Annotated in this window: 18 protein-coding genes, 1 rRNA gene and 1 riboswitch; of the genes, 2 read left to right on the top strand and 17 right to left on the bottom strand. The window is 47.3% G+C overall.

The features are described 5' to 3' along the window. Positions 1 to 4: 4 nt before the first annotated feature. Positions 5 to 1744, bottom strand: coding sequence for an adenine deaminase C-terminal domain-containing protein (locus tag J2S25_RS15450; protein WP_307192313.1), 1740 nt, complete (start codon positions 1742 to 1744; stop codon positions 5 to 7). Between the two features lie 121 nt (positions 1745 to 1865). Here J2S25_RS15450 and J2S25_RS15445 point away from each other — a divergent pair, with 121 nt between their 5' ends. After that, the gene (locus tag J2S25_RS15445) at positions 1866 to 2138 is read left to right on the top strand and encodes a YgaP family membrane protein (protein ID WP_307192312.1); all 273 of its coding nucleotides are present in this window, start codon (positions 1866 to 1868) and stop codon (positions 2136 to 2138) included. Between the two features lie 49 nt (positions 2139 to 2187). Further along, the gene (locus J2S25_RS20025; RefSeq protein WP_336623594.1) at positions 2188 to 2301 is read left to right on the top strand and encodes an EYxxD motif small membrane protein; all 114 of its coding nucleotides are present in this window, start codon (positions 2188 to 2190) and stop codon (positions 2299 to 2301) included. Here J2S25_RS20025 and purD read toward each other — a convergent pair. The 16 genes from purD to rrf form a co-directional block, all read right to left on the bottom strand. Continuing rightward, positions 2279 to 3541: a phosphoribosylamine--glycine ligase gene (gene purD / locus J2S25_RS15440; protein ID WP_307192311.1), complete on the bottom strand. Its 1263-nt coding sequence runs from the start codon at positions 3539 to 3541 to the stop codon at positions 2279 to 2281. The two genes, J2S25_RS20025 and purD, sit on opposite strands and share 23 nt — an antisense overlap. Positions 3542 to 3599: 58 nt before the next feature. Next, positions 3600 to 5138: a bifunctional phosphoribosylaminoimidazolecarboxamide formyltransferase/IMP cyclohydrolase gene (gene purH, locus J2S25_RS15435; RefSeq protein ID WP_307192310.1), complete on the bottom strand. Its 1539-nt coding sequence runs from the start codon at positions 5136 to 5138 to the stop codon at positions 3600 to 3602. Then, positions 5135 to 5719 (bottom strand): phosphoribosylglycinamide formyltransferase, encoded by a 585-nt coding sequence (gene purN / locus J2S25_RS15430; protein WP_307192309.1) that lies wholly within the window; start codon positions 5717 to 5719, stop codon positions 5135 to 5137. The genes purH and purN overlap by 4 nt, the downstream gene beginning before the upstream one ends. Beyond that, entirely contained in the window at positions 5716 to 6759 is a 1044-nt protein-coding gene (gene purM / locus J2S25_RS15425; protein ID WP_307192308.1) for a phosphoribosylformylglycinamidine cyclo-ligase, read from the bottom strand. The genes purN and purM overlap by 4 nt, the downstream gene beginning before the upstream one ends. 130 nt (positions 6760 to 6889) lie before the next feature. Continuing rightward, on the bottom strand, positions 6890 to 8302 hold the full coding sequence (gene purF / locus J2S25_RS15420) for an amidophosphoribosyltransferase (RefSeq protein WP_307192307.1): 1413 nt from the start codon (positions 8300 to 8302) through the stop codon (positions 6890 to 6892). Further along, entirely contained in the window at positions 8287 to 10503 is a 2217-nt protein-coding gene (purL, locus tag J2S25_RS15415) for a phosphoribosylformylglycinamidine synthase subunit PurL (RefSeq protein WP_307192306.1), read from the bottom strand. The genes purF and purL overlap by 16 nt, the downstream gene beginning before the upstream one ends. Next, positions 10487 to 11173 carry a phosphoribosylformylglycinamidine synthase subunit PurQ gene (gene purQ / locus J2S25_RS15410; RefSeq protein WP_044391429.1) on the bottom strand — a complete coding sequence of 229 codons (687 nt, stop codon included), beginning with the start codon at positions 11171 to 11173 and terminating at the stop codon, positions 10487 to 10489. Before purQ ends, purL begins: the two co-directional genes overlap by 17 nt. Further along, entirely contained in the window at positions 11170 to 11424 is a 255-nt protein-coding gene (gene purS / locus J2S25_RS15405; protein WP_307192305.1) for a phosphoribosylformylglycinamidine synthase subunit PurS, read from the bottom strand. Before purS ends, purQ begins: the two co-directional genes overlap by 4 nt. Next, positions 11417 to 12136 (bottom strand): phosphoribosylaminoimidazolesuccinocarboxamide synthase, encoded by a 720-nt coding sequence (gene purC, locus J2S25_RS15400; RefSeq protein WP_044391427.1) that lies wholly within the window; start codon positions 12134 to 12136, stop codon positions 11417 to 11419. Before purC ends, purS begins: the two co-directional genes overlap by 8 nt. A 59-nt stretch (positions 12137 to 12195) precedes the next feature. After that, complete coding sequence (gene purB, locus J2S25_RS15395) at positions 12196 to 13488, bottom strand: adenylosuccinate lyase (protein WP_307192304.1); 1293 nt, start codon at positions 13486 to 13488, stop codon at positions 12196 to 12198. Beyond that, a complete protein-coding gene (gene purK, locus J2S25_RS15390; RefSeq protein ID WP_307192303.1) occupies positions 13485 to 14645 on the bottom strand; it encodes a 5-(carboxyamino)imidazole ribonucleotide synthase in 1161 nt (386 codons plus the stop codon). The genes purB and purK overlap by 4 nt, the downstream gene beginning before the upstream one ends. Continuing rightward, on the bottom strand, positions 14632 to 15114 hold the full coding sequence (gene purE, locus J2S25_RS15385; RefSeq protein WP_044391424.1) for a 5-(carboxyamino)imidazole ribonucleotide mutase: 483 nt from the start codon (positions 15112 to 15114) through the stop codon (positions 14632 to 14634). The genes purK and purE overlap by 14 nt, the downstream gene beginning before the upstream one ends. A gap of 138 nt (positions 15115 to 15252) precedes the next feature. Continuing rightward, a riboswitch (purine riboswitch) is annotated at positions 15253 to 15354 on the bottom strand. 94 nt (positions 15355 to 15448) lie between these two features. Next, a complete protein-coding gene (locus J2S25_RS15380) occupies positions 15449 to 15655 on the bottom strand; it encodes an NETI motif-containing protein (protein WP_044391423.1) in 207 nt (68 codons plus the stop codon). Further along, entirely contained in the window at positions 15652 to 16194 is a 543-nt protein-coding gene (locus tag J2S25_RS15375; protein ID WP_044391422.1) for a DUF2179 domain-containing protein, read from the bottom strand. The genes J2S25_RS15380 and J2S25_RS15375 overlap by 4 nt, the downstream gene beginning before the upstream one ends. A gap of 196 nt (positions 16195 to 16390) precedes the next feature. Then, entirely contained in the window at positions 16391 to 18097 is a 1707-nt protein-coding gene (locus tag J2S25_RS15370) for a methyl-accepting chemotaxis protein (RefSeq protein WP_044391421.1), read from the bottom strand. 573 nt (positions 18098 to 18670) lie between these two features. Next, positions 18671 to 18744 (bottom strand): 5S ribosomal RNA (rrf, locus tag J2S25_RS20125); the annotation flags it as partial.

Genomic DNA, 18744 nt, shown 5'->3' with positions numbered 1-18744 from the left:
TATTTTAACGCATTATCGTTGGAAAGAGTACCGTTTTTTTCATCACGTCATAGATGCCCATCTGGGTGATTCGGATATAAGGTAAATGCGTTGATGAGAAGAATAACAGGGAATAGATTGGATCCGCAAATTTATAGCCCTTGTCCTTCAAATATTCCAGCAACTGCTTTTCTTCTGCCATCAGCTCCATTACTGGATGGCTCGACATGACTCCTTGAAGAGTCAGTGGGATTTCACGGACAGGGACTCGATTTTCACTGGCAACAATGCCTCCTCCAAGCTCCTTCAGTCTGTCAAAAGCAGCAATCATATCCTGCTTGTTTTTCCCAATTAAAATAATATCTCCGGTATTGGAAAATGAACTTGCAAGCCCCTGCAAATCGGTTGCAAAGCCTTTTAACACTGTATTGATACGCCATTTCCCTTTGCGGTCGAACAGGGTGAAAAAACATTCATCATGGTTTGATGGTAATTGCTCTGCGGAAACATCGATCGAAATGGAATAAGGCTTCGTAATCACTGAATTCTCCATCTTAATTCCAAATGGCATCGAAAACTGCAGATCGTCCATTGTCAAATTCCAATCCAATTCTAGCGGAGCAAAGCCCATCTCCGACCAAGGCAACTCTTTGCCTTCATCCATTGCCACGCCATCTCGTTTCACCCAACGGCCCTTCGCGAGCACCGATACAGGAGTTGGATTTCTTTCATCGCTCAGGATATTGATGTGCGCAATCCGTCCAGTAGCGATATTCCCATGCAGATGCTCGAAATTATAATAACGCGCCACATTGATGGTCGCCATATTATAGGCATCGATAACCGGAACGCCATGATCTATGGCAATCCGGATCAATTCATCCATGACGCCATTTTCATAAAATGCTGTTGATGAACCATCAGTCGTCATCATAAACCGGTCGTACACCGCGATATCAAGCTCATGAATTTCATCCAGCAGCTTCGGCAAATCTGGGCGGATGGAGGAATGCCGCAGCGACACCATATACCCCTGCATCAGTCTTCTTCTGACTTCCTCGCCTGTCATCGCCTCATGGTCGCAGTCCGCGCCGAACAGCATCATTTTTGCCAAGGTTTTCTCTGATGCTCCCGGAAAATGCCCTTCTATTTTCTTGTGCAAACGCTTCGTTTCCTGCATCCAGTGAAGAATCATGTCATCGCCGCTCAACAGCTTTGGCCAGCATGTCAGTTCCCCGCCCTGGACGACATTCTCATGCTCCAGCCATGCCCTGACATTGCTGTTGGAAAATACCTCTTCCTCGTGATCAATCTCTGTCTGTGCGTCAAACCGGCTCCACCAGTACATGGTAACGGGAATATCATTTAGCTCATTGATAAAAGAAAACGCTTTCTTTTTTCCTAATTGCAAAGCAAGCACCATATTGTCATTGATCAATGTGGTCGTCCCCGTTTGCGCTGCATAAGCAGCGAAAGAATGGGGATTATAAAGTTGAAATGGGTGGGCGTGTGGTTCAATATACCCCGGCACGAGTCTCATTCCGGTGCAATCCATGATTTCACACTGCTCCGTATTTTCCGGCAGGTTTTCACCAACGTACACAATCCTGTCATTGTAAATCCATATGTTCGCAGTCATCCATTTGCGGAATGTCTGGTTTAAATACGTTGCATTTTTCAATAAAATCGTCGGTGGAAGGGTGCCGTCCAGCACAGCAGCATGGTTGCGCAATTGTTTGTTTTTCCATCGGTAACGTTGTTCCATACCATGTTCCCCTTTTCTAAGTTTTAAAAAGAAAGCCTTTACATTATTGTACTATCGTATCATATTTTACTGTTTAACGCACTAAAGAATTTTAAAATAGCGATCAAGGGAGCGATGAAAAATGAACGTGCGTCCGAATATAGGCATCCTCAATGCCCTTGTGCGAATTACCGCGGGGCTGACAATTCTGGCATGGTCGACCGCCAAAATGGTGAAGCGGCCGTGGAAGGATTCCTATCTTTTTATTGCCATGCTTGGCGCCATGAAGGTCGGCGAAGGAATCGTTCGCTATTGTCCAATGACCGCCGCCTATGAAAAATGCCAAGATAGAATGGAACAGAAAAATTCGGGGGATCAAGACTCTGAAGGATGGATCCAGTACAATCCTAGTTAAAATAGAAAGCCCCCATTACCTGGGGGCTTCAAAAAAGGAGATGATTCTAATGTTTTGGGAATATATCATTGACGTCAGCTTTGTCTGGATCGCATTGATTGGCAGCATCATTGCCATTTTATTCGTTTATATAAAGAGTTCTAGTAAGAGACGTGCGCGATAGCTTTGCTGCCGATATCCTTTCGGTAAAAAGTCTCCGGACAGTCAAGCTTTTCCAGCTCAGCATATACTAGTTGCTGCGCTTCTTTAAGCGTGTCTGCTTTAGCACCAACTAGCAACACCCTGCCGCCGTTTGTCACGAACTTGCCGTGGCTGTTTTTCGCTGTACCTGCATGAAAAACATTGGACATATTTTCCACGCCTTTGAGTTCAGCACCTTTTTCATACTCATCTGGATAGCCATTAGCTGCGACCACCACGCCGATCATCGCTTCCTTATGCCAATTCATTTCCGGTTTGCCGCCTTCAAGCAATTCGATGATCACCTTAACCAAATCCGACTTCATTCTCGGCAGAAGGACCTGCGTTTCCGGATCGCCAAACCTGGCATTGAATTCGATCACCTTAGGTCCTTCCTCTGTCTCGATTAACCCGGCATATAGTATCCCAGTAAAGCTTCTTCTTTCCATTTCCATCGCAATTGCAGCTGGAATAAGGATTTTCTCGACCGCCTCTTCGATGGAATCGTTTTTGATTTGCGGAACGGGCGAATACGCACCCATCCCGCCGGTGTTCGGCCCTCTATCCCCATCAAACGCCCGCTTATGGTCCTGGGCAATTTCAAGCGGAATCACCGTTTCTCCGTTCACGAACGCCATCAGCGAAAACTCTTCTCCTGTTAAAAATTGCTCAATGACCACGATTGCGGAAGCTTCCCCAAATTTGCCGTCAAGCATCATTTCCTGCAGTGCCTGTTCCGCTTGCTGCATTGTCATTGCTACGACGACACCTTTTCCTGCTGCCAATCCATCCGCCTTAATGACAATTGGAGCACCAACTGTGGCCAAATAATCCCTTGCCTGGCCGTAGTCGGTGAATGTTTCGGATTGAGCAGTAGGAATGCCATATTTTTTCATCAAGTCCTTCGCAAACGATTTGCTGCCCTCGATCATCGCTGCTGCTTTTCGCGGACCAAAAACCTTGAGCCCCTCTTCGATGAATCTGTCTGCCAGCCCCGCGAGCAGTGGAATTTCCGGACCGATGATCGTCAGCCCAATTTGTTGCTCCTTTGCAAAGGAAACAAGCGCTTCTGCATCCATTTCGTTAACGGCCACAAGCTTCGCACAGTCCTCCATGCCCGGGTTTCCCGGCGCCACAAACACTTCTGTAACTAGCGGACTCTCCCTCACTTTTTTACAAATCGCATGCTCTCTGCCGCCCTTGCCAACCACCAGAACCTTCATTTCCTGCACCTCCGTGTCCTGCTTCCTAACGAATTTCCCTGCCACTATTCCAACTAACTTAATGCCTGAAATGCCTTACTCCAGTAAACACCATCGCGATCCCGTATTCATCTGCTTTCTTAATGGAATCCGCATCACGGACCGAGCCTCCTGGCTGGATGATGGCTGTGACCCCGGCTTTTGCCGCCGCTTCGACTGTGTCTTCCATCGGGAAGAACGCATCGGATGCAAGCGCTGCACCCTTCGCTTTCGAACCAGCCTGTTCCAAGGCAATTTTTGCTGCTCCAACACGGTTCATCTGTCCTGCTCCAATGCCAAGAGTCCTATCTTTATCGGATACGACGATTGCGTTGGACTTAACATGCTTGACAACCTTCCAAGCTAGTTTCAACGCCTCCCACTCGACATCCGTTGGTTCTCGCTTCGTTGGCACAGAGATTTCTGCGTCATCGAATCCAAACGCATCCTGCTCCTGGACAAGCAAACCTCCTTCAATCGAAGAAAGAGTGTTTTCCTTGTTTCCCTTGCCATCGAAGGAAACCTTCAATAAGCGCAGGTTTTTTTTCGCCGATAAAATCTCAAACGCTTCGTCGCTAAAAGAAGGCGCAATAATGATTTCCAGGAAGATTTCATACAATTTGCGTGCCGTCTCTCGATCCACCTCGCGATTCAGCGCAACAATGCCGCCGAAAATAGAAACAGGATCCGCTTCAAATGCCTTCTCAAACGCCTCAAATAAATTTTTTCCCGTGCCGACACCACATGGATTCATATGCTTCACGGCAACGGCTGCAGGCTCGGAGAATTCTTTGACAATTTGCAAGGCAGCATTTGCATCATTGATATTGTTATAGGAAAGCTCTTTCCCATGAAGCTGTTCTGCTGCTGCAACCGAAAATGAAGAACCAAGCGGCTTCTGGTAAAAAGCTGCCTTCTGATGCGGATTTTCACCATAACGAAGGCTTTGCTTTAACTCGTAAGTAACCGTCATTTTCTCTGGCTGTTGTTCGCCTGCAAGATTTGTCATATATTCCGCAATTAGCGCATCGTAAGCTGCCGTGTGGCGGAACACCTTCGCAGCCAGCGTGCGGCGTGTTTCCAGCGATGTTCCCTGGTTCTTTTTGTATTCATCGATCACCTGCTTGTAGTCTGCAGGGTCAACGAGCACGGTTATGTATAGATGGTTTTTCGCAGAGGCGCGCAGCATTGCCGGACCGCCAATATCGATATTCTCGATCGCTTGTTCCGGTGTGACGCCGGGCTTGGAAATGGTTTCTTTGAAAGGATACAAATTGACGCAAACGAGATCGATTTTTTCAATGTGATTGTCAGACATCTGAGCCTGATGAGAAGGATCGTCGTACTTTGCAAGCAATCCACCATGAATTTTTGGGTGCAGCGTCTTGACACGGCCTTCAAGGATTTCCGGAAATCCTGTTACATCGCTGATGCCGATGACTGGAATCCCTCCTTCTTTCAGCGCATTCTTCGTTCCGCCAGTCGAAATGATTTCAAACCCAAGCTCAACAAGTTCCTTGGCAAATCCCACAATACCATCTTTATTGGAAACACTGATCAGTGCCCGCTTTTTTTTCATTGTACTGCCTCCTCTTTTCCATTTAGCAGCTTCTCCAGAACCTCAGGATATAAGCTGTGCTCGATTCGCTGTATTTTTCGCTGAAGTGACTCGTGTGTCTCCCCAGCAATGATATCCACTGCCGCACTCGCAATCGCCGGTCCGGTGTCCATTCCCTCATCGACATAGTGAATCGTCACTCCCGTCGTCTTGACTCCCGCTGCCAGCGCCTGGCCAATGGCATCCTTTCCTGGAAAAGCCGGGAGTAGAGATGGATGGATATTGATGATTTTTCCCACGTACGCATTCAATAATATTGGGCCAATCAGCCGCATATAGCCAGCAAGTACAATCATGTCCACTTGCAAACTGGTCAGCCTTTGCAAAATTTCTTCCTCGTATGCTTCCTTAGAAGCATAGTTTTTCGGGCTGATGACCAGAGCAGGAATCCCCAGCATTTCGGCACGATCCACCGCAAACGCATCCGGCTTGTCGCATACGAGCAGGCTGATTTCAGCGTTTAGGCTACCAGACTGGGCTGCAACTGCAATCGCCTGAAAATTGCCGCCGCTTCCTGACGCGAACACTGCAATTTTTTTCATATTGCTTCACCAGCCGGTTTGATCAAGATTCCCTCCGTACCAGTAACTGTCCCAATTACTGAAGCCCGCTCCCCTTTTTCGGTAAAAAATGCAACAAGTTCCGATGCAAGTTTTGAATCAACCGCCACGACCATGCCAATGCCCATATTAAAAGTTTGATACATATCTTGGCGATCGAGTTCGGCTAATGACTCTAGCGTCTTAAAGACTTGGGATATTTCCCAGCTGCCTTCTTCGATCTCTGCACCAAGTCCTTTCGGCAGCATCCGCGGAATGTTTTCCATGAAACCGCCGCCTGTGATGTGGGCAAGTCCTTTTAGCTCGAATTGCTTCATCGCAGCCAGCAATGATTTTACATAAATGCGGGTCGGCTTCAGCAGCTCTTCGCCAAGTGTGCAGCCGAATTCCTCGATATATCGGTCAAGCTTCCAGTCGGCCTGCTCGAGAAACACCTTGCGCACAAGCGAATAGCCATTGCTGTGAATCCCGCTTGACGCCAGCCCAATCAGCACATCGCCTTCCTTAATTTGCTGCCCTGTTATGATAGCAGCTTTTTCACATGCACCGACTGAAAAACCAGCCAAATCATATTCATCCGGAGAGTACATTCCTGGCATTTCCGCTGTTTCACCGCCGATAAGGGCGCAGCCAGCCAGCTCGCAGCCATCGGCAATTCCTTTGACAATTGCCTCGATTTTTTCAGGATGTGCCTTTCCGCAGGCAATATAGTCCAGGAAGTAGAGTGGTTCTGCCCCTTGGACAACAATGTCGTTCACGCACATTGCAACTGCATCTATGCCAATTGTATCGTGGCGGTCCATCATAAAGGCGAGCATGAGCTTCGTGCCGACACCATCCGTACCCGAAACGAGCACCGGTTCCTTCAGCTCAAGGCTAGAAAGATCGAACATCCCGCCGAATCCGCCCAGCGCTCCGAACACACCCGGTCGGACTGTCCGATTCACATGCTTTTTGATCCGTTTAACCGCTTCATATCCGGCCTCTATATCTACACCGGCCTGCTTATACGCATTAGCCATGTTCACTACCTCCGATTTGGCTGATTTTTTCTACTTATTGTCCAAAAAAGAGCCAGTTTAGTATGGATTTCGTAAAACTGGCCGAATGGAAACATCAAAATATTGCCTATATTTGGAATAAACTCTTTGATCAGCACTTCTGTCCTGCAGGAATCGCCTGCGGATAGATTTCCGTCGGGTACTTCCCTGTAAAGCATGCCAAGCACTGGCCGCGTGTTTCGCCTGGTTCATTGTGTCCGATTGCGTCTAGCATCCCTTCAACACTTAAAAACGTCAACGAATCGGCGCCAATCAGTTCGCGAATCTCTTCCACCGATTTTTCAGATGCGATCAACTCTTCCTTATTTGAGGTATCGATCCCGTAAAAGCATGGATTCTGAATCGGCGGCGAACTAATCACCACATGCACCTCGGTTGCTCCCGCTTCCTTCAGCATCTTTACGATCCGGCGGCTTGTCGTACCGCGCACAATGGAATCGTCAACCATAATGACACGCTTGCCTTCAACAATCCCGCGTACCGGTGAAAGCTTCATTTTCACACCCTGCTCCCGCAGGGACTGCGATGGCTGGATGAAGGTCCGGCCAACATAGCGATTTTTGATTAACCCCATTTCGTACGGAATTCCCGATTCCTCCGCATAACCGATGGCTGCAGAAATACTGGAATCCGGAACACCCGTGACCACATCCGCTTCGATTGGCACTTCTTTTGCCAGCTGCTTGCCAAGATTTTTCCGGGCGGCATGGACGTTGATCCCGTGGATATTGCTATCTGGCCGCGAAAAATAAATATATTCCATTGTACAGATGGCTGTCGTTGTATTCACCGAATACATCTCAGAATGAAGACCATCCTTATCGATCACGAGCAGTTCTCCCGGAAGGATATCCCGGATAAATTCCGCTCCGACAATATCGAAGGCACATGTCTCCGATGCGACCACATAGGCATCGCCAAGTATGCCAAGCGAAAGCGGGCGAAGGCCATGCGGATCTAGTGCCACCATTAACTCCGTCTCGGTCATAATCAAAAAGGCATAGGCACCCTTCAGCATCGGCAAGGCATTTTTTACACGATCCTTCAGCTGACTGAAGCCGCCACGCTTAATTAAATGGGCGAGTACTTCCGTATCAGAACTTGTCTGGAAGATGCTGCCTTGAGCTTCAAGCTGATTCCGCAATGAATCAGCATTTACCAGATTGCCATTATGCGCCAACGCAAGACCGCCGTTTTGCGATTGAAACAGGAGCGGCTGAACATTCTCGTAGCCGCCTCCCCCTGCAGTCGCATAGCGAACATGGCCGATGGCACCGACCCCTTGCAAATCTTCCATTGCCTCTGCGGTAAAAATTTCCGTAACAAGGCCCTCGCCTTTCTTGCCCTTTAGCTGCTGCCCATCGCTAACAACGATTCCCGTCCCTTCCTGGCCGCGATGTTGCAGGCTGTGTAGACCGTAATAGCTGATTTGTGCTGCCTCAGGATGTCCCCAGATTCCAAAAACGCCGCATTCCTCATTCAAGCCTTTTAATTCAGCAAGCATGGGATAGCTCCTTTCCAGGCTTTTTTCAGCCCCTTTACATCATGATGGATCACGTTCTCACCGTTGACATCTATTTTTAAGACTGAAGTTTCCGTTACTTTTCCGATCAAGACCGCATTTGTGATCTTTTCAAACTCTATTTGGTCATCAGGTGCTATCGATAAAAGGAAGCGGGTTTGCGTTTCGCTGAACAGCGCCGATACAACATTTCCTTCTAATTTCACTTCTGCTCCGAGCCCTTTGCTGCCGATCACGGATTCAGCAAGTGCAACCGCGACGCCGCCCTCTGCGACATCATGTGCCGAAGCAACAACACCCTTTCTGATTGCTATTAAAATTTGAGCCTGATAGCTTGCTTCTACTTGTAAATCTAGTTCAGGCGCCTTGCCAAAAATCCGGCCATGAACTAGCTTTTGCAGCTCGCTGCCGCCAAATTCATCCTTCGTATCACCCAATAAATAAATCAAATCGCCGGCGTTTTTAAAATGCTGCGTCGTAACGTGCTTCAGGTTTTCAACTAATCCGACCATTCCGACAACCGGGGTTGGATAGACAGCTGTTCCATTCGTTTCATTGTACAAACTTACATTCCCGCCGATGACGGGTGTGCTCAATGTCCGGCACGCTTCACTCATCCCGTCGACTGCTTTTTCAAACTGCCAGAATATCTCCGGCTTCTCCGGATTCCCGAAGTTCAGGCAATCTGTAATCGCCAGCGGCTCGCCGCCAGAACAGACGATATTGCGTGCAGCTTCGGCAACAGCAATCTTTCCGCCTGTTTCCGGGTCAAGATAGAGATAGCGGGAATTGCAATCCGTCGTCATCGCCAGACCCTTTTCCGTGCCACGAATTCTGACTACAGCAGCATCCGAACCTGGCGAAACGACTGTGCTCGTGCGCACCATATAGTCATATTGATCATAGACCCACTCTTTGCTCGCAATCGTCGGCTGCTTGAGCAGCTGCAAAAGAGTCGTTTCATAGTTTTCTACTTTAGGAATTTGATTATCCATTGCCTGGAATTCACGGAAGTAAGCTGGTTCACTAGAAGGCTTGTAATAGACAGGAGCCTCTTCTGCCAGCGCATCTGCCGGCACTTCCGCTACTACCTCCCCGTTATGCAAAAGACGAAGCATCTTGTCGTCCGTTACTGTGCCAATCGCCACCGCTTCCAGCTCGTACTTGGAAAAAAGATCGATGATTTCCTGCTCGCGACCCTTTTCCACCACAATCAGCATACGTTCCTGTGACTCGGAGAGCATCATTTCATAAGGTGTCATGCCTGTTTCGCGCTGAGGAACAAGGTCAAGATTCATCTCGATTCCGGAACCTGCCTTGCTTGCCATTTCAGCAGCCGAACTTGTCAAACCGGCAGCACCCATGTCCTGGATGCCGACTAACGCGTCATTTTTCACAAGCTCCAGGCAAGCTTCCAGAAGCAATTTTTCCATAAAGGGATCTCCGACCTGGACAGCAGGACGCTTCTCTTCCGATGCTTCATTCAATTCCTCGGAAGCAAAAGTGGCACCGTGGATACCATCTCGTCCAGTCTTCGCACCAACATACATAACCGGATTGCCTACTCCATGTGCCTGGCCCTTCTTGATATCCTCGTGGTTGATCAGTCCGACACACATCGCATTCACAAGCGGATTGCCTTCGTAAGAAGAGTCAAACTGAACCTCACCGCCGACAGTCGGAATACCGATACAGTTTCCGTAGCCAGCAATCCCGGCAACAACCTGTTCAAACAAGTATTTCACCCGAGGCGACTCCAGCTCGCCAAAACGGAGGGAATTCAATAATGCAATTGGCCTTGCTCCCATCGAAAAAACATCGCGGATGATGCCGCCAACACCAGTAGCTGCACCTTGGTAAGGCTCGATGGCTGAAGGGTGGTTATGGCTCTCGATTTTGAAAACAACCGCCTGGCCATCGCCGATATCAACGATTCCCGCACCTTCCCCCGGCCCTTGCAGCACGCGCTCCCCGGTGACAGGAAACTTTTTCAGCACGGGCTTGGAATTCTTATAGCTGCAGTGCTCCGACCACATAACCGAGAACAAGCCCGTCTCTGTATAATTAGGTGTGCGTCCAAGTATTTTTTTAGCAGAAGCAAACTCGCTGTCTGACAGGCCCATTTGACGATAAATCTTTTCCTGTTTAATTTGCGCTGGACTTGGTTCAAGCATTAACCGCATTTGCTTCCCTCCATTGTTTGACGATTGATTTAAAAAGCTTCAGGCCGTCTGCGCCGCCAAGTAACTCATCAACAGCTCGTTCCGGATGCGGCATCATCCCAAGAACATTGCCGCGCTCATTCATGATACCAGCGATATCCTCAAGACTTCCGTTTGGATTCTCTCCACTATAGGTGAACACGATTTGATTATTTTCCTTCAATCGGGCAAGCGTTGCATCATCGCAATAATAGTTGCCCTCTCCATGTGCAACCGGAATCGTAATGACCTCGCCTTTTTCATAGCCTGCTGAGAACATTGTCTCGTTGTTCTCGACTTTCAGCTCTACCTGCCTGCAGATGAACTTAAGGCTTTCATTGCGACGCATTGCCCCTGGAAGAAGTCCTGCCTCTAGCAAAATCTGGAACCCGTTGCAGACGCCTAGTACAGGCTTCCCTGCTTCCGCAGCCTTCACAACTTCCTTCATGACATTGCTGAACTGCGCGATTGCACCGGATCTTAAATAATCTCCGTAGGAAAAACCGCCTGGCAAAAGCACCGCGTCATAGTCTTCTAGACTTTCAGTGTCATGCCATACATACTCGGCTTGTTCACCAAGCTCATCCTTTGCGGCATGGTACATGTCGATATCACAGTTCGAACCCGGAAAGACAATCACCGCAAATTTCACTGTGCAACTACCTCCTCAACCTCGTACCTGTAATCCTCGATTACCGTATTTGCCAACAGGCGCTCGCACATTTCCTTCACAGTACCATCGACATCCTGCACACTTTCATCTAAAGTCAGTTCCATATACTTGCCGATCCGTACATCCTGGATTCCCTCATACCCATGTGTCGCAAGCGCATTTTTGACTGCCGTTCCCTGCGGATCCAACACACTTTCCCTTAAGGTGACATACACCTTCACTTTATACATGCAATTGTCCTCCCAATCTCGTTAAAATGGTTTCGTATGCATCGGTCAAATTCCCCAGATCACGGCGGAACACGTCTTTATCAAGCTTCTGCTGCGTTTTCATGTCCCACAGGCGGCATGTGTCAGGTGAAATCTCGTCAGCCAGCAGGATGCTGCCGTCTCCGTCCTTGCCAAATTCAAGCTTGAAGTCTATTAACCTGACGCCAATTTCCGCGAAAAATCCACCAAGGACTTGATTGATTTTTAAAGCCGCTGCCTTCAACTCCGCCACTTCTTCCTCAGTCGCAAGATTCAGTACATCGACATGATCATCGGTAATGAGCGGGTCGCCAAGCAAATCATCCTTCAGGTAAAACTCAACGATCGAGCGCCGGAGCTTCTCGCCTTCCTCAACTCCGAGCCGCTTGGAAAAACTCCCAGCTGCGTAATTCCTCACGACAACCTCAAGTGGTATGATTTTCACTTGCTTCACAAGCTGCTCTGTTTCGGAGATCTTTTTGATAAAATGGGACTGGATTCCCGCTTCGCTAAGCTTCAAAAATAAAAGACTGGTAATCTCATTATTCAGTCGGCCCTTGCCGGCAATTTCCGCCTTTTTCTCGCCGTTGTAAGCAGTCGCCGAATCCTTATATTGAATCCTGACAATCCCTTCTTGATCTGTTGCATAAACCCGCTTCGCTTTCCCTTCGTACAGCAATGTCTGCTCTTCCATTTTAACGCCCTCCGATTAAGATAATTGGCAATCTCAGTCACCTGCAGGTAAATCTTCCATCACAGACCTAAACGCTCAAAAATCATCTCTACATGCTTGATGTGATAGTGGTAATCAAAGCAGTCATCGAGTTCCGCTTCACTTAATAGCCCGGAGATTGTCCCATCGCTCTCGATTAGGCTGCGAAACTGCACCTGCTTCTCCCAGGCTTCCATCGCGCGTGGCTGCACTGTATCGTACGCTTCCTCACGGGACATGCCTTTATCAATCAAGGCTAGCAGCACGCGTTGGGAGTAAATCAAGCCAAGCGTCCGGTCCATATTGCGCTTCATATTCTCCGGATAAACCGTCAAGTTCTTTACGATATTGCCAAAACGGTTCAGCATGTAGTTCAACGCGATCGTTGCGTCTGGCAAAATAATTCTCTCTGCTGAAGAATGCGAGATATCCCGTTCATGCCATAACGGCACATTCTCGTAGGCTGTTGTCATATAGCCACGGATGACCCGCGCCATTCCGGTCATGTTCTCAGAACCAATCGGATTCCGCTTATGCGGCATAGCGGAAGACCCTTTTTGGCCTTTTGCAAAAAACTCCTCCACCTCACGAGTCTCGCTCTTTTGCAGGCCGCGGATTTCCACAGCGAATTTTTCCATCGAAGTCGCAATCAACGCGAGCGTCGACATATAAAACGCATGGCGGTCACGCTGCAAAGTCTGTGTAGAAATCGGTGCCGGCTGCAGCCCTAATTTTTCACAAACATAAGATTCAACAAATGGATCAATATTCGCATACGTTCCAACCGCACCGGAAATCTTGCCGAATTCGACATCACGGGCAGCCATTTTGAAACGCTCGAGATTTCGTTTCATTTCCTCCAGCCAAAGAGCAAGCTTCAGGCCAAATGTCGTCGGCTCTGCATGCACGCCATGCGTGCGGCCCATCATCACGGTGTACTTATGTTCTTTCGCCTTATTCGCCAAAATTTCAACGAAGTTCTCAAGGTCCTTCAGAAGGATCGCATTTGCCTGTTTAAGAACATAAGATAAAGCCGTATCGACAACGTCTGTAGACGTCAAGCCATAATGCACCCATTTGCGCTCTTCCCCAAGCGTCTCGGACACCGCCCTTGTAAAAGCAACCACATCATGACGAGTCTCTTCCTCAATCTCCTTGATCCGGTCCACATCAAAAGAGGCATTCTCCCTTAGCTTCTTTACATCTTCCTTAGGAATTTCGCCAAGTTCAGCCCAAGCTTCACATGCCAAAATTTCCACCTCAAGCCATGCCTTAAAGCGGTTTTCCTCCGTCCAGATTGCTCCCATTTCCGGTCTTGTATAACGATCTATCATTTGTTTTGTCCTCCGATCCATTGTGCTGCGCCTTTCCAAATACAACTTCTCTCAGCTTCATCCAGCGCAACCTCTACTGTCTCTCGTAAAAGGGTCACATGCCCCATCTTCCGTTGATGCTTTGCTTCTTTTTTGCCATATATATGAATTTTCCAATCCGATAGCTCGGCGATCTTTTCAAGCAATGGCTGCTGGTGCTGCCCGAGAATATTCACCATCACAGCCGGCTTCAGCAAATTTGTGCTTCCAAGCGGCCAGCCGCATACTGCCCTGATATGCTGCTCGAACTGCGAAGTCTCACATGCTTCGATCGTATAATGACCCGAGTTGTGTGGTCTCGGTGCCAGTTCATTTATGAAAAGCTCATCGTCAGCAGCCAAAAACATCTCCACCGCAAGCGTCCCAATTAACTCCAACGCCTCCGCAATTTGTTTGGCTGCTTTTATAGCCTTAGCTCCAGCCTCTGCGCTCATTCTTGCCGGCACAATCGTCTGATGCAGAATATTTTCCTCGTGAATATTTTCAGCAACAGGGAAAATACTCGTTTCACCATTCGTACCGCGAGTGACGATCACTGAAATCTCTTTCTCGAAAGAAATCCATTTTTCCAGTACGCAAGTCCCATGGCTGACAAGTGTTTCCGCCAAAACGATATCATCAATGGACTTGATCACCAGTTGCCCTTTGCCGTCATAACCGCCGCGTGCAGTTTTCAGAACAGTTGGCACTCCCAACTTCTCGATTCCAGTCCTGACATCTTCGATTTTTTCAACAACCGTGTAGGGTGCCACCTTCACACCTGCCGCTTCCAAATGGCGCTTCTCTTCTATCCTGTCCTGTGTAACGCGCAGCAATTCTGTCCCCTGCGGCACATAGGCGTATTTATTCAGCCACTCCAGCGCATCCGCATCAATATTCTCAAACTCATACGTAATCACGTCACTCTGTTCAGACAGCTGCTTTATTTTTTCAAGGTCCTCATAGCCACCAACAATCTGCTCATCTGCTACTTGGCCGCATGGGCAATCCGCTACCGGGTCAAGTACGATGACCCTAAAACCCATTGTCTTTGCCGATTGCGCCATCATTTTGCCAAGCTGTCCGCCGCCAATTATCCCGATCGTCTCTCCTGGTAAAATCAATTTAGACAAGCTCATCACTGCTTTCCATCACCGAAATCTTTGTCTCTTCCCGCAATCGCTCCAGCCTCTTTGCAAGCTCCTGGTCAAATGCTCCGATAATTTGTGCTGCCAGCAAGCCTGCGTTCGTTGCCCCAGCCTTGCCAATTGCTACCGTTGCAACTGGCACTCCTCCAGGCATCTGGACGATTGATAAAAGCGAGTCCAATCCATTCAGCGCCCGCGACTGCACAGGCACCCCGATGACCGGAAGGGTGGTTTTCGCTGCTACCATCCCTGGCAAATGAGCTGCCCCACCCGCACCTGCGATGATAACTTTGATTCCTTCCGCTCGCGCATTTTCAGCAAACTCAAACATCAAGTCCGGCGTCCGGTGGGCGGATACAACTTTTTTTATATAAGAAATTTCCAATTGGTCCAGTATGTCACATGCATGCTTCATTGTTTCCCAATCCGACTTGCTCCCCATTATGACCGCAACCGACATTTTTTCTCGCCTCCCTTTTGGAGTTATAAAAACAAAAAACCGGATAGACTGCTTCCTCCATAAAGAAGAGAAAGTAGTCTGTCCGGGTGCGTTTGTGCGCAAGAAATCCATAAGTGAACGCGATTTCTGTTCCCTTCGCTATAAACTACTTTCCCTCATAGTCCGGCCATTTACGGCAGCCGGGTAGAGACTCATGGGCCATATCCCCATTATTATACGAGGGAAAACTAAATTTCACTTTCGACATCTACATATTACCAACCATTTCGCCTTGTTGTCAACCAATAATCGAACATTAATATGTCTTTTATTTTTTTCGTTCGTGTTTAAATGATTATTCTTCTATCGATCTGGCCTCAAAAATAATTTTCCGGCCAGCAGGCTCGTACGCCATTGTTCCGTTTTTTTCTATTTCCTTAAAAATTGGTTTTTCCAATCTGCGTACAGGAGCAAACCCATCCATCTTCATTCTATTAAGGCAATCATCAATCGATTCATGTTCACCGACTTCATACATCTGTTTCTTTTTTGCTTTGCTCATGAAAATAGTTTTCCTTTCCGTACAGATTTCACCCAAAACCCGCCATGAATGGCTTTCGGTTCAAACGCGATGATAAACGCTTTTGGATCCAGTTCCTTAATAGTGTGATATAGCTTCAGCTCATATTTCCTCGGCGTAAGAATCTGCATCGCCATCCGGTTCCCCTCCAGCCCGTGCGCAGCCCAGTCTGTCACACCAAACCCCTGATCCCGCAATGCTTTAGGAAGATCCCGATCATATTCCTTTGTAATGACATTAACCGTAATATATCCAAGCGCCAGCTTCTCTTCAATTTTCATTCCGACAATGACACCGATCCCATAGCCAATTGCGTAGGCAGCTAAGTTCTGGATCTGGTTCAAATTATCCAGTACTAAGCCAAGGCCGACAACATAAACCACCACTTCGATCATGCTTAAACCCGCAGCCGTATAACGCTGCCCCTTCAACGTCAGAATCATCCTTATGGTAAAAAAAGACACGTAAACAATATTGATGATTAAGATGATGGATACCATGACAAAACTATTCTCCAGCATTTCCTAACCCCTCCAGACATGTTATCCTACAAGCCTTAATGTTCCCATTAATCAAGTCCCATGTAAAGCATCTTGCAAAAGAACAAAAAAGGAAATTTATAGAAATTTATTAAGATGTCCACACTGAAAAGGCGCTATTTTGCGATTTGATCGAAAAAAAACCATCAAGCCAAAGAATGGCACTGATGGTTTTCTATTACATTTGAAATCGGCTGACTGTATCTTTTAAAGTTTCTGCCATTGTAGACAAGTTATTTGCAGCTGCTGTGATTTCCTCCATGGAAGCTAATTGCTCCTCAGCTGAAGCCGCAACATTTTGAGTATGGATAGTTGATGCCTTCGAAACAGTTGAAATTTCATGGACGGTTGCTGAGATTTCCTCTGTGCTAGCCGACATTTGTTCTGCTGTAGCGGCCATCTCATCCATTCTCGCACTCATATCTTTCATGGAGTTAAGGATTTCCCGGAAGCTCCCTTGAGTCCCTTCCACAATCTCCAGACCACTTAGCACTTCATGTTTTACTGTTTCAATCGAATCATTGGATTGCTCCATATCAATTTGTATCTGATTAATCAAATCTGAAATCTGAGAAGAAGATTTTTGCGATTGTTCCGCGAGCTTCCTGACCTCTGAGGCAACCACGGCAAAACCTTTGCCATGTTCACCTGCCCTTGCTGCCTCAATGGCCGCATTTAATGCTAGTAAATTGGTTTGGTCTGCAATCTCGCTAATCGCCTGCGAGATAGTATCAATTTCCCTGGACCTTTTATTCAACAAACGAAAAACTTCTCCTGTTTGTTCAACGGAAGTGTGGATCCGATTCATTTGACTTGCTGTCTCTTCGACAAATGTTTCCCCCTGCTTTGCATGAACACTTGCTTGTGAACTTGACTCAGCAATTAAGGAAGAAGTCTCTGCAATTTCCGCCACTCCTCTTGCCAGTTCCGCCAGGGCTCCTGCACTTTCCTCTATCCCTTGTGCTTGAGCATCCGAACCGCTAGCGACTTGTTGGATAGCCTCCGTTATTTGCTCTGTCGCTCTGCTTGTCTGTTCAGCGCCTGCTGTTAGCTGTTCAGATGAAGCTGCAACCTGCTCTGAAGTTTCAAGTACATCCTGCAGCATTGTACTCAAGCTTTTTTTCATGCTATGATAGCTTTTCGCAAGATCACCAAGCTCATCTCCGCTGTTATCTTCAACCACAGCTGTAAAATCTCCGGCTCCTGACTTGATCATCGCTGCTGCAATAGCATCCAATCTTCTTTTTAAACTACGTGTAAACCAGTAGATTCCTATAAATGCGAGGAGTAAAACGATAACGACCTGAATCAAAAATTTGGTCATAAAAGAAGACAAAATTTGTCCGATGATGCCGTCTGGAGCACCAACGTACAGAATTCCGATTGCCTTGCCGTTCTGATCAATTATAGGCTCATAAGCTGTTTGGTACGTGTGACCTGCCACATTTGCCTCTCCATAATATGGCTTTCCTTGTTTTAGCACTACGTCAGCAACCTCTGCGGAAACTGTTGTCCCAACAGCACGCTTACCCTCTAGCATTACATTTGTGGCAATCCGAGTGTTTTCCTGAAAAATAGTGACTGTATCCCCTGTATCCTCACCAATTTTGTCTACTAGCTCAAAATGGTCATTAAAAACCTGATCCCCCTTATATAGCCTACCGTCTTTGATTTCCCACTCACCTGGATATTCATTAGCAATATATCGCTTGCTTAAAGCCAAGTCCCCTTTTGCTTTTTCCACTGCAAAAGTTTTAATCCCTGCCGTCACTTCTCTGGTCACGATGACACCAATGATCGCAGAAATCAATAGAACCGTGCCAAGTACAATTAAATTGATTTTCGTCCCTAATTTCAATTTTAGACCCGTCCCGTTTTTTCGCAAAATACTTTCCCCCCTTGATGAAACTGTCTCTATATTATTGTGATGATAGAAACAATTTGTACCTAGGATATATCGGAGGTTTCCTGTATATATGAATTATTCGACATGAAATTTCTTAAAATGGACAAATTTGCGAACCGCAAGGAAAAATTAGAGCTTTATATATGAAAAGGGCAAGCTCCTTGGTCGTTATCTAAACTCCCCGTAATTTTTCCACCTCCATAAGGGCATCTTTCGAGCGGAATGATACCCTTATTTGAGCAGTTTCACCTCTATAAGGGCATCTATCGAGCAGAATGATACCTTTTTGCGAGCACTTCCACCTCTATAAGGGCATCTTTCAAGCGGAATGATACCCTTTTGCGAGCAGTTCCATCTCTATAAGGGCATCTTTCGAGCGGAATGATACCCTTATGCAAGCAGTTCCATCTCCGTAAGGGTATCTATCAAGCGGAAAGATGCCTTGATTCCAGTAGTAACCTCCCTTATTTATATAATTTTGGTTGTTCTTTGGCTTTATTGTTTTTTTCCAGTAACAAAAAAAGAACAGCTATATTAGCTGTTCTTTCGTTTGCCCGGCGGCGTCCTACTCTCACAGGGGGAAACCCCCAACTACCATCGGCGCTGAGAAGCTTAACTTCCGTGTT

Origin of the sequence: Mesobacillus stamsii (assembly GCF_030814065.1) — a bacterium.
Taxonomy (GTDB): domain Bacteria; phylum Bacillota; class Bacilli; order Bacillales; family Cytobacillaceae; genus Mesobacillus; species Mesobacillus stamsii.
Note: the sequence above shows the minus strand (reverse complement) of the source record. Positions and strands in the feature narration are given on the sequence as shown.

Coding starts and splice junctions, on each gene's coding strand:
- J2S25_RS20025 (WP_336623594.1), top strand. CDS start 2,188: ATGTTTTGGGAATATATCATTGACGTCAGCTTTGTCTGGATCGCATTG.
- purH (WP_307192310.1), bottom strand. CDS start 5,138: ATGAAAAAAAAGCGGGCACTGATCAGTGTTTCCAATAAAGATGGTATT.
- purB (WP_307192304.1), bottom strand. CDS start 13,488: ATGATAGATCGTTATACAAGACCGGAAATGGGAGCAATCTGGACGGAG.
- purM (WP_307192308.1), bottom strand. CDS start 6,759: ATGGCTAATGCGTATAAGCAGGCCGGTGTAGATATAGAGGCCGGATAT.
- purE (WP_044391424.1), bottom strand. CDS start 15,114: ATGTCGGTTGCGGTCATAATGGGGAGCAAGTCGGATTGGGAAACAATG.
- purS (WP_307192305.1), bottom strand. CDS start 11,424: ATGTATAAAGTGAAGGTGTATGTCACCTTAAGGGAAAGTGTGTTGGAT.
- purN (WP_307192309.1), bottom strand. CDS start 5,719: ATGAAAAAAATTGCAGTGTTCGCGTCAGGAAGCGGCGGCAATTTTCAG.
- purD (WP_307192311.1), bottom strand. CDS start 3,541: ATGAAGGTTCTGGTGGTTGGCAAGGGCGGCAGAGAGCATGCGATTTGT.
- J2S25_RS15445 (WP_307192312.1), top strand. CDS start 1,866: ATGAACGTGCGTCCGAATATAGGCATCCTCAATGCCCTTGTGCGAATT.
- purC (WP_044391427.1), bottom strand. CDS start 12,136: ATGGAAGAGCAGACATTGCTGTACGAAGGGAAAGCGAAGCGGGTTTAT.
- J2S25_RS15450 (WP_307192313.1), bottom strand. CDS start 1,744: ATGGAACAACGTTACCGATGGAAAAACAAACAATTGCGCAACCATGCT.
- purL (WP_307192306.1), bottom strand. CDS start 10,503: ATGCGGTTAATGCTTGAACCAAGTCCAGCGCAAATTAAACAGGAAAAG.
- J2S25_RS15375 (WP_044391422.1), bottom strand. CDS start 16,194: ATGCTGGAGAATAGTTTTGTCATGGTATCCATCATCTTAATCATCAAT.
- purK (WP_307192303.1), bottom strand. CDS start 14,645: ATGAGCTTGTCTAAATTGATTTTACCAGGAGAGACGATCGGGATAATT.
- purF (WP_307192307.1), bottom strand. CDS start 8,302: ATGCTTGCTGAATTAAAAGGCTTGAATGAGGAATGCGGCGTTTTTGGA.
- J2S25_RS15380 (WP_044391423.1), bottom strand. CDS start 15,655: ATGAGCAAAGCAAAAAAGAAACAGATGTATGAAGTCGGTGAACATGAA.